This window comes from Burkholderia sp. LMG 13014 (genome assembly GCF_905232215.1).
GTDB lineage: Bacteria > Pseudomonadota > Gammaproteobacteria > Burkholderiales > Burkholderiaceae > Burkholderia.
Genome location: NZ_CAJNKE010000193.1, coordinates 1 through 10,047, shown reverse-complemented (window position 1 = coordinate 10,047; position 10,047 = coordinate 1). Strand labels below are relative to the sequence as shown.

The 10,047-nt window shown below is 65.7% G+C and carries 11 protein-coding genes; 6 read left to right on the top strand and 5 right to left on the bottom strand.

The window, feature by feature from the left end; translation table 11 throughout:
- The 6 genes from JYJ84_RS19380 to JYJ84_RS19355 all read left to right on the top strand — a co-directional run.
- On the top strand, positions 1 to 897 hold an 897-nt coding region (locus tag JYJ84_RS19380; RefSeq protein WP_205189381.1), incomplete at its 5' end, for an ABC transporter permease.
- Positions 894 to 1,832 carry an ABC transporter ATP-binding protein gene (locus JYJ84_RS19375; RefSeq protein ID WP_122947931.1) on the top strand — a complete coding sequence of 313 codons (939 nt, stop codon included), beginning with the start codon at positions 894 to 896 and terminating at the stop codon, positions 1,830 to 1,832. The genes JYJ84_RS19380 and JYJ84_RS19375, both read left to right, overlap by 4 nt.
- On the top strand, positions 1,829 to 2,596 hold the full coding sequence (locus JYJ84_RS19370; RefSeq protein WP_175223389.1) for an ABC transporter permease: 768 nt from the start codon (positions 1,829 to 1,831) through the stop codon (positions 2,594 to 2,596). The genes JYJ84_RS19375 and JYJ84_RS19370 overlap by 4 nt, the downstream gene beginning before the upstream one ends.
- Positions 2,597 to 2,822: 226 nt before the next feature.
- Positions 2,823 to 3,497 carry a lytic transglycosylase domain-containing protein gene (locus JYJ84_RS19365; protein ID WP_122947933.1) on the top strand — a complete coding sequence of 225 codons (675 nt, stop codon included), beginning with the start codon at positions 2,823 to 2,825 and terminating at the stop codon, positions 3,495 to 3,497.
- Positions 3,498 to 3,527: 30 nt separating this feature from the next.
- Positions 3,528 to 4,451 carry a LysR family transcriptional regulator gene (locus JYJ84_RS19360; RefSeq protein ID WP_175223390.1) on the top strand — a complete coding sequence of 308 codons (924 nt, stop codon included), beginning with the start codon at positions 3,528 to 3,530 and terminating at the stop codon, positions 4,449 to 4,451.
- A gap of 145 nt (positions 4,452 to 4,596) precedes the next feature.
- Complete coding sequence (locus JYJ84_RS19355) at positions 4,597 to 5,319, top strand: alpha/beta fold hydrolase (protein WP_205169618.1); 723 nt, start codon at positions 4,597 to 4,599, stop codon at positions 5,317 to 5,319.
- Between the two features lie 254 nt (positions 5,320 to 5,573).
- Here JYJ84_RS19355 and JYJ84_RS19350 read toward each other — a convergent pair whose 3' ends face one another.
- The 5 genes from JYJ84_RS19350 to JYJ84_RS19330 form a co-directional block, all read right to left on the bottom strand.
- Entirely contained in the window at positions 5,574 to 6,926 is a 1,353-nt protein-coding gene (locus JYJ84_RS19350; RefSeq protein ID WP_175223391.1) for a HipA domain-containing protein, read from the bottom strand.
- Positions 6,926 to 7,249, bottom strand: a complete 324-nt coding sequence (locus JYJ84_RS19345; protein WP_175223392.1) for a helix-turn-helix domain-containing protein — start codon at positions 7,247 to 7,249, stop codon at positions 6,926 to 6,928. Before JYJ84_RS19345 ends, JYJ84_RS19350 begins: the two co-directional genes overlap by 1 nt.
- A gap of 243 nt (positions 7,250 to 7,492) precedes the next feature.
- The gene (locus JYJ84_RS19340) at positions 7,493 to 7,933 is read right to left on the bottom strand and encodes a dihydroneopterin aldolase (RefSeq protein WP_069252424.1); all 441 of its coding nucleotides are present in this window, start codon (positions 7,931 to 7,933) and stop codon (positions 7,493 to 7,495) included.
- Positions 7,930 to 8,562, bottom strand: coding sequence for a sarcosine oxidase subunit gamma (locus JYJ84_RS19335; RefSeq protein WP_122947937.1), 633 nt, complete (start codon positions 8,560 to 8,562; stop codon positions 7,930 to 7,932). The genes JYJ84_RS19340 and JYJ84_RS19335 overlap by 4 nt, the downstream gene beginning before the upstream one ends.
- Positions 8,552 to 10,047, bottom strand: a 1,496-nt coding sequence (locus JYJ84_RS19330) for a glycine cleavage T C-terminal barrel domain-containing protein (RefSeq protein ID WP_275890730.1), incomplete at its 5' end; no start/stop codon positions are given. The genes JYJ84_RS19335 and JYJ84_RS19330, both read right to left, overlap by 11 nt.

The following is a 10,047-nucleotide window of genomic DNA, read 5'->3' as shown; positions in this document are numbered from 1 at the left end:
TACGCGGTCGGCGCGGCCGCAACGCACGTCGTCGCACCCGATGACACACTCGCCCGCGTGTCGCCCTCCTCCGGTGTCTGGCTGCTCCTGTTCGCGTGGGCCGTGCTCGTCGCGGATGCGCTCGCACGTCTCTCGTTCGGCCCGTGGCGACGTCTCGCCGCGCTCGTCGTTGCAATAGCAGCGATTTCGGTGCCGCTCGCGAGCGGCTGGTGGGATGGCCTCTCCGTGATGCGCGAATACGCGGTGCGCAGCGACGATTTCTGGCGCGAGGCGATCCGGCACGTGTCGCTCGCCGGTGGCTCGGTGGCTGCCGCTCTAATCGCAGGCGTACCGCTCGGCATCGCGTGCGCGCGCATCGCGGCGGTACGTACCATCGCGATGCCCGTGCTCAATATCGTGCAGACGATCCCCAGCATCGCCATGTACGGGCTGATGATGGCGCCGCTCGGGCTGCTCGCCGCACGCGTGCCGCTCGCGGCCGCGCTCGGCATCCGCGGCATCGGCGTGGCTCCTGCCGTGCTCGCGCTGTTCCTGTATTCGCTGCTGCCGATCGCGTCGAGCGTCGTGGTCGGGCTCGGGCAAGTGCCGCCGCACGTGACCGAAGCGGCGCGCGCGATGGGCATGACGCGCGCACAGCGGCTGCTGCGTGTCGATCTCGTGCTCGCGCTGCCGGTGATCCTGAGCGGCGTGCGCATCGTGCTCGTGCAGAACATCGGGCTGACCGCGGTCGCCGCGCTGATCGGCGGCGGCGGCTTCGGCACCTTCATCTTCCAGGGGATCGGGCAATCGGCCGCCGATCTCGTGCTGCTCGGCGCGATCCCGACGATCGCGCTCGCGCTGGTGGCGGCCGTCATGTTCGAAGCCGCGACCACGCTCGCGAAAGGGCGTGCAGGATGATCGAGATCGAACGTGCGGGCAAACGCTTCGGCGACGTCGTCGCCGTGGACGACGTGTCGCTGACGATGAAGCGCGGCACGATCACCGCGCTCGTCGGCGCATCGGGCAGCGGCAAGTCGACGCTGCTGCGCATGATCAACCGGCTGATCGCGCCCACCAGCGGCACGATCCGCATCGACGGCGTCGATACGGCCACCGTTGCGCCCGAGCAGCTGCGGCGCGGCATCGGCTATGCGATCCAGGGGCACGGGCTGTTTCCGCACTGGAGCGTCGCGCGCAACATCGCGACCGTGCCGCGCTTGCTCGGCTGGCCCGCCGATCGCATTGACGCTCGCGTGAACGAATTGCTCGACCTGTTCCATCTCGCACCGGCCGAGTTCGCGGACAAGCTGCCGCACGAACTGTCGGGCGGTCAGCAACAGCGCGTCGGCGTCGCGCGCGCGCTCGCGGCCGAGCCCGCGATGCTGCTGATGGACGAGCCGTTCGGCGCGCTCGATCCGATCATTCGCGGCAAGGCGCAGGACGACCTGTTCGCGTTGCAGCGCCGCCTCGGCATCACGGTCGTGATCGTCACGCACGATATCGAGGAAGCGCTGAAGCTCGGCGACACGATCGCGGTGATGGACGGCGGCCGGCTCTTGCAGGTCGCTTCGCCGGCCGAGATTCTCGGCAAGCCGGCAGCCGGCGTCGTCGAGCAGCTCGTCGCGGGCGTCGACCGGCCGCTGCGCCTGCTCGCGCTGACGCCGATCGACGCAGTCGCCGAATCCGGTCATGCCGACGGCGAACCGATCGCCGCGACGCGCACGCTGCGCGATGCGGTGTCGGAGTTGCTGTGGCGCGGTGTCGATGTGCTGCCAGTGGAAGATGGCAACGGCCACAACACGCGCCGCATCACGCTCGATGCGATCCGCGCGCACGCCAGGAAGCCCGCATGACGACGCGCAGCAGCATGCAGCCTGGGCGGTCGGCACTCCCCGCGACCGTCGCACGCGCCGCCGCGCTCGCCCTGCTGCTGGTGCTGCTGTTGCGCCCCGCATGGCTGCAAGGATGGTTCGCGCCGTTCGCGGACAACGGCGCACCGGTCATCTACGATCGCGCGAGCCTGCTCGACCTGACGCTCGCGCATCTCGGCACGGTCGCGTTGTCGAGCGTGATCGGCACGATCGTCGCGGTCGCGGCCGGCATCGCGGTCACGCGGCCGTGGGGCGCGGATTTCCTGCCGGTCGCGCGCAGCGTCGTCGACATCGGCCAGACCTTCCCGCCCGTCGCGGTGCTCGCGCTCGCGGTGCCGGCCGTCGGCTTCGGATTGAAGCCCGTGCTGATCGCGCTCGTGCTGTATGGCCTCCTGCCCGTGTTCGAAAGCACGATCGCCGGCCTCGAGGACGTACCGCGCGACGTCGTCGACGCCGCGCGCGGGATGGGAATGAGCGGCTGGCAGCAACTGGTGTCGGTCGAGCTGCCGCTCGCGTTTCCGGTGATCGTCAACGGGGTCCGGCTCGCGGTCGTGATCAATCTCGGCACCGCGACGATCGGCTCGACGGTCGCCGCGCGCGGGCTCGGCGACGTCATCATTGCGGGGCTGCAGACGTCGAACACCGCGTTCGTGCTGCAGGGCGGCATAATCGTCGGGCTGCTCGCGGTGCTCGTCAGCGATGCGATCGGCGCGATTGCACGGGTGGCGGCTGCCCGGCGCACGTAATGCGCGCGGGGACATATCCTGTCACGCACAGGTGCCTGTAAAAACGACCGAAACGCCACGCCCGGCAACGTTCATCCGGACTCCGATGCGTGTCCGCGCAACGATCGGCCCGCCGCCCGACGCGAGTCGACACAAGCCTACATGCCGCTTTCATTCGAGCCGGCATTCGACCACCTGCGGCAATTGGCCGATATACTAGGCGCCTTCCCAATCCCCGCACTCCACCATGCGACGGTTTCTCTGGCTGATCGTGCTTTCGCTCGGCATCGCGCAACAGGCATCGGCGCAGCAAGCGCCCGCACTGCCTGCGTTCGCGCCAGAAGCGGCCGCATCGGCACCGTCCGTCGCATCCGCACCGCTCGCCGACGCCAACGATCAGCCGAACGAAGCAAACCGCCGCATCACGTCCTACCTGACGAAGAAGTTCGGCGTCGCGAAGGAACGGGCCGCAAAGCTCGCCGACATCGTGAGCGTCACTGCGACGAAATATTCGCTGCCTCCCGCCCTCGTTTACGCCATTATTTCGATCGAATCGCGCTTCCAGGAAAAGGCGCGCGGCCAGCATGGCGCGACCGGGCTGATGCAGGTCGTGCCGACCGCGCACCGCGGCCTGGTGCGCAACGTGAAGGACCTGACCGAACCGAACGCGAACGTCGAAGTCGGCTCCGCGATTCTGTCGGGCTACGTGAGGGCGGCCGGTGGCGACGTGCGGGCCGGACTGAGGAGCTACAGCGGCGGCTCGAACGCGTATGCGGCGAAGGTGATGCAGCGGGTCGATGCATTCCGCTTCGTGCTTGAACCGGACGACGACGCGCAAGCCGCGCCCCCCGCGAACGATGCGAAGGGCCGCATGGTGCCGGTCAGCGAGAAGTCGAGCCCGACGTCGGTCCGCGGCAACTAGGATCCGTTGACACTCGACGACACGTGCAGCATGACGCCCCTGGATCTGACGCGTTTCGATCTCAACCTGCTGGTTGCACTGGAGGCGCTCTGGGCCGAGCGGCACGTCGGACGCGCCGCTGAAAAACTGCATTTGTCCCAGTCCGCCACCAGCCACGCCCTGTCGAGGCTGCGTGCCGCTTTCGACGATCAGCTTTTCATTCGCAACCCCCGCGGGATCGAGCCGACGCCGCTGGCCGTCGAATTGATGCCGCAAGTGGCGGCGGTGCTCGAGTCGGTGAGGCTCGTCGTCAGTCCGCGTGGCGCGTTCGATCCTGGCCGCTTTCAAGGGACGCTCTCGGTAGCCGCCACCGATCACGCCGTATTGACGGTCATCAGCCCGGTTCTGGCAAAAATCCAGGCCGCCGCGCCGAGCGCGGTGCTGAAGCTCAAGCCGGCCGACGCCGAATCCGCCCTGCGCATGCTGGACAGCGGCGAACTCGACATCGTATTGGGAGCGGGTTCTTTTTTTCAGGTCCCGCAGCGTTTCGAGTGCCAGATCGTCCATAAAGAGCGCTTCATCGGCATTGCCCGCAACGGGCACCCGGCACTGGTCAGGCGAGGTAACAAGCTGCATATGGACCTGGACGACTTCGTCCGGCTGCCCCACATCCTGGTCTCGCCGCGCGGCGATGCGCGGGGGGCTGTCGACGATGCGCTGGAGTCCATGGGCCGTACCCGCAAGGTGAGCGCCACGTGCCCCAGCTTCCTGGCGGTTCCGTTCATGGTTGGCGCTTCGGAATCGATTGCCGTCGTCGCCGAGCGGGTCGCACTGCGGTTGCAGGAGACGGCACAACTCAGCCTGTTCGAGCTCCCGTTGGCGCTCCCAACCTGGGAGGTGCTCGTCATGCGCGCGCGAGGGCGCGCCAACGAACCCGTCGTTCAGTGGCTGACCGGAATGATGATTGCCGGCTGAGCATCGACAGCGGCTGGCTGTTGTTGGCGCGACCACGAGACCATGAATCTCGTGCATCGACATCGTGTGCAAATGCCATTGGATCGAACGCCGCGGTCCTCCTAAAGTCGGGTCATCGTTCATTCAACCCGACAGGAGTACCCCAGTGAAAGAGCCCACCTTGGTCATGATTCCCTGCTTCTCGGGCGCCCCGTGGCAACTCGAGCAGTTGACCGCGTTGCAGCACCGCACCATGCGCACCCTTCGTTTGCCGGACGACGTGAGCGATCTGGAAAAGCTGGCCGACTTCCTCGTCGACCAAACGAAGGACCTCGAGAACTATGTGCTGGTTGGCGATTCTTACGGGGCGGTCTCATCGATCGTGTTTGCGACGCGGCGGCCGAAGGGCCTGAAGGGCTTGGTGCTGTCGGGTGGTTTTGCGAAGAGCCCGATCACGTCGCCCTTGCTCAAGACGCTGGCCGCGCTTGCACCGTTTTTCCCTGGGCCCTTTTACCGACAGATGACCCTTCGCATACACGCGGCACAGCTGGCTTCGACATTTGACAAGGAGGGCGAGATTTCATGGTCGACCGGAAAGACGCGTGCACTCTTCGTCAACGAGACGCCGCACATGGCCTACGTCAACCGCATGCGCTCGGTCGAAACGGCGGACTATACGTCCCTTCTTAAAAGGATCGACGTTCCCACGCTCATTCTGACGCCCGCGGAAGACAAGCTGATCGGAGAAGAGGCCGCGGGGATCCTCCTGAATGGCATAACGCACGCGCAGGAAGTCATCATGCCGCGCACGGGTCACATGTTCAGGTTTTCGCATCCCGGCGCCTACTCGCTCGAGGTCAAAAAATTCCTGGAGCGGGTGTCGCTTTAAGGACGCTCGCAATTGCGGCGGTATTCCGCCGTGTTTTCATTCTTGTATCCAGATATTCCTGTCGGTTGAAGACGATGGTCACGCACGGCTATCGGCCCGACGAAGTAGCCGGAACGTCATTGGTGGCGATGCGCGCGGGTATGTCGACTATCCGGCGCGGGATGGGGCGGCTGTGGCTTGACGCTGCGGCTCAGGGTCATCGCTATGACACACCGGAACGCGTGTTGCGGCGATCACCCGTGGAACGCTCGATTTCAAAGCAGATCGGTATCCACCTTGGACACCAAGGGCGCAATACGCAGCACACGGTCAGCCTGAGCACACACGTACTCCGAAATATTGCTTACCCATCCACGTTCGTCGCCCGCATAAACGTCGGACTCCGCCAATTCAGGTGCAAGCTTCCTCGCCAGGTTCGCCATCTTCGACATTTCGCGCGCGACGAATGCTGGCCGGATCTGCGCGCGATGCGCAAAATCCGCGAGCGCGAACGCGGTCAGGTCCTCCGCGCGAAACACATCCCCATAAGCCATCGCCATATCCTGCACGTACGCGTCGCCATACACGTTGACGCACACGAGGTCGTAAAGCGGCGCCGGCGCAAGCCCGCCACCGCTGACGAAAAACGAGATGTTCTTGCCGTGCGCGTCGCTGTTGCCGATCAGCAGTTGCAGCAGGGCCCAGCGCAGCATGGCCGTGCGCGCGGCCGCCGGGGTCTCGAGGCACGGCGTCAGCGAGAACAGCTTCTCGAAGCTCACGCCTTCGCGAATATTGCGCACGTCCGCATTGTTGCCGAGATTGCGTTCGTACTTGAGCGTCGCCGGCAAGTCCAATGCCTGGCATCCGTCGATGACATGAAGGCGCCGCACCGCACTGACGCGAGTCGGATCGTCCGGCTCGGTCGTCACGACCCGGTCGAATCGTTCGATCAGCAGAATGGGTTCCGGGATGCGGCGAATCTCGACGGGCGCCACTGGCAGCCCCATACGCTCGGCCAGCGTCATGCAGAAATGTTCGTTGGCGACCATGAACGGCGCATGCGGGTTGCCCGACTCCGGCTTCAGAATGTGCGTGCTGCTGAGCGCCCCTTCGACGAGTGCAAATTGCTCCCCCTCGACCAGCACCTGCAGTTTGTCCTGATGGCCGGCAATCGACAAACGAACCTGACCGTCCCACACCGGAAACGGGATCGCGTCACGCTTGCGAATGCGGTCGGTCAACTCCTCCGCGGATATCACGCGACGTTCCGACTCGAGGGCTTCCGGCGCCTGCGCATCCTCGGCGTCGTCCGGCAGGAAACTCAGCGCGCCGACCGGCTCCTTGCCGAGCATCCGGATCAGGCCGAACACGTTGTCCTTCGATAGCTGATACATCGCCGCGGCCACTTCGAGCGCACGCCCCTCGGGCAACAAATTGCCGATGAAGCGCTGTACCGCCCCCTCGGGAAGCGCACGACCGTCGAGCGGAATGCACGGCGACAACGCAAACGCATCCGCACGCGCCTGCCACGTCGGGTCATACGAAAAACCGTAGTCATCCTGACGAGCGTCATAGGTCAGTTGCCCGACGGGCGAACCGTTGGTCGAGATTCGCAGGCGATGAACCATCAGGCGCCCTCCCGCGACCCCGCCGGAACAGTCGCCTCAGCCAGTTCATGCAACGCCTTGCGTGCGACGGGCACTTCGCGTTTCGGCACGACGAGCAAATTGAGCCCCAGACCGTCGAGTACCTTGAACAACTTGTCGAGGCTCACTGCCCGGCCGTTTTCGAGCCGCGACAGCACGTCCTTGGAGACGCCGAGCATATCGGCCGCGTCGTCGATCCGCATCTGGTTCTGCGCCCGCCGGTTGCGGACGAGCGCCCCCAACGCGGCGAGATCCACTGCCAGCGGGTCGGGTGATGCGATCGGGCGGGGTAAGGTGCGGGCCATAATTCCGGGATACCAGGAACAAAACGCCGGCGAGCGTGTATCGACGGCATTGTTACGAGAATATCGGAATTATAGGCTTGAACGTCAGGGATGGCTAATTGTTCTCATATTTCAGGAATAAAAGCCGCCATGCTCACAGTCGGCACATTATTCTCATATTTCAGGAACTATAGAGGCCAACAAGTGCTGCGTTGACGGCCGACCGGCATCGTTTCGACGCACTCGCCGACCGCCTCTCCCGCATCAAAACTGCCCTGCCGCTCCCGTCCACCGCAAATAATCGCCGCGCGTCCAGTCGAGCGACACGCCGACACGCTTCGTGCCGGGCCGGATCTTCGGCTTGTACACCGACAGCGTCAGCGACTCCAGCGCCGGCCATTCGCGGAACGACAGCACCGCGATATCGGCGACGAGCGTCTCCAGCAGCCGCGTATGCGGCTTGTGCGACAGGAACGCGGCAACGCGCGCGCAATAGCCGTCGTAATCGATCCACTCGCCCTGCTCGCTCGGCTCGCACCGATAACCGAGCCGCGCATCGATCACGATCGGCTGCGGCGCTTCATGCTCGTGCGCATGAATGCCGATCCGCGCGGGCACCTTCAATTCGTCGACGAACACGCTCCAGCCGCGCCCTCGCAGGCGCGGCGCGTCGATCGCCACGAACGGTTCGTCGAACGGCTTCATGATGCGAGCGGCGCGGCCGCGTCGAGCATGATGCGCACGAAGTAGTCGGCGAAACTGCGACGCAGGACGATCTCGAACGCATCGTCGCCCGTCGGGATCAGCACGATCGACGTCTTGAAGTAGTGCGACTGCGCGCACTGGCCCGGCTTGAACGCACGCGGATGGAGATCGAGCGGGCAGCCGCGTGCGAGCACGTCGCGCACGCGTTCGCCGCTGATCTCGACGACCGTGTAGCCGCTACCGACGTCGACGGCCGCCGCATACGAACCCTGCACGGCTTCCGCGAGCTGCGCCTCCAGCACGCCGGCCTGCACGGGCCCGTTCGAGCGCACGAGCCACTCGTCGGGACCGAGCCACAGCACGTCGTACTCGGCGCCGCGCGCGACCGTGTTCGGCGCTGCGGGCGGCCGGCAGCCGACCACGCGCTCGAACGCGCTCACGAACGCCGGATCGCTCAACTCGCCGCGCACGTTGACGAGATCGAGGAACGGCCGCTCGCGCAGCGTGAACTTCTTCGAGGCGCGCGCCTGGTGCGGCTTCAGCACGTCGGCCGCGCCGACGAACGGCGATTCAAGCGTCACGCCGCCCGCGCCTGCCACCTGCGTCTGGTTTCTGGTTTCATTCCACATGCTGACGCACCCCTTCGGTATCGTAGAAAACCGGGCTCGAGATCTTCGCGGTGATGCGCTTGCCGTTGGCCAGCGGAATCACGACGCTCTCGCCCATCTTGTTCAGGCCGCCCTTCACCACCGCGAGCGCGATCGAGCGCTTCAGGATCGGGCTGTAGTAGCTCGACGTCACGTGGCCGATCATCGGCGTCGGATCGACCGCCGACACCTGCGTGTCCTTCGCGACGATCTGCGCGCCTTCCGGCAGCACGAACTGTTCGTCCTCGGTCAAGAGGCCGACGAACTGCTTGCGGCCCTCCTTCGCGGTGTCCGAGCGCGTGAGCGAACGCTTGCCGAGGAAGTCCTTCGACTTCGCGACGAGCCCGCCCATCCCGAGGTCGTACGGCGTGATCGAGCCGTCGGTATCCTGGCCGACGATGATGTAGCCCTTCTCCGCACGCAGCACGTGCATCGTCTCGGTGCCGTACGGCGTGATGTCGAATTCGGCACCGGCCGCCATCAGCGCTTCCCACACCGCGCGGCCCGCATTCGCCGGCACGTTCACTTCATAGGCCAGCTCGCCCGAGAAGCTGATCCGCATCACGCGCGCCTTCGCTCCCGCGACGGTGCCGTTCCGGTAGCTCATGAACGGGAACGCCTCGTTGCCGAAGTCGATGTCCTGGCACACCTTCTGCACGACCTTGCGGCTCTTCGGGCCGACCACCGCGAACGTCGCCCAGTGATCGGTGACCGACGACAGCCGCACTTTCATGTCGGGCCATTCGGTCTGCAGCCAGCGTTCGAGCCACGTGAGCACGCGCGCCGCGCCGCCCGTCGTGGTCGTCATCATGAAATGCTGGTCGGCGAGGCGCACCGTCACGCCGTCGTCGAACACCATCCCGTTCTCGTCGAGCATCAGCCCGTAGCGGCACTTGCCCACTTCGAGCTTGTTCCACGGGTTCGTGTACATCCAGTTCAGCAGCTTCACGGCGTCCGGGCCCTGGATGTCGATCTTGCCGAGCGTCGACGCGTCGAGGATGCCGACGCTGTTGCGCACCGCCAGGCATTCGCGCTTCACGGCCGCATGGAGATCCTCGCCGTTCTTCGGGAAGTACCACGGCCGCTTCCAGTTGCCGACGTCCTCGAACAGCGCACCGTGCTCGACGTGCCACTCGTGCACGCAGGTCTTGCGGATCGGGTCGAGGAAATCGCCGAGCTCGCGGCCCGCGAACGTGCCGAACGACACGGGCGTGTAGTTCGGGCGGAACGTCGTCGTGCCCGTTTCCGGAATCGTCTTGCCGAGCGCGCCCGCGAGGATCGCCATCCCGTTGATGTTGCCGAGCTTGCCCTGGTCGGTGCCGAAGCCCATCGCCGTGTAGCGCTTCACGTGCTCGACCGACTCGAAGCCTTCGCGTGCGGCCAGCAGGATGTCCGCGGCCGACACGTCGTTCTGGAAGTCGACGAACTGCTTCGGCCCGCGCGCCGCGGCTTCGCGGCTGCCGACCA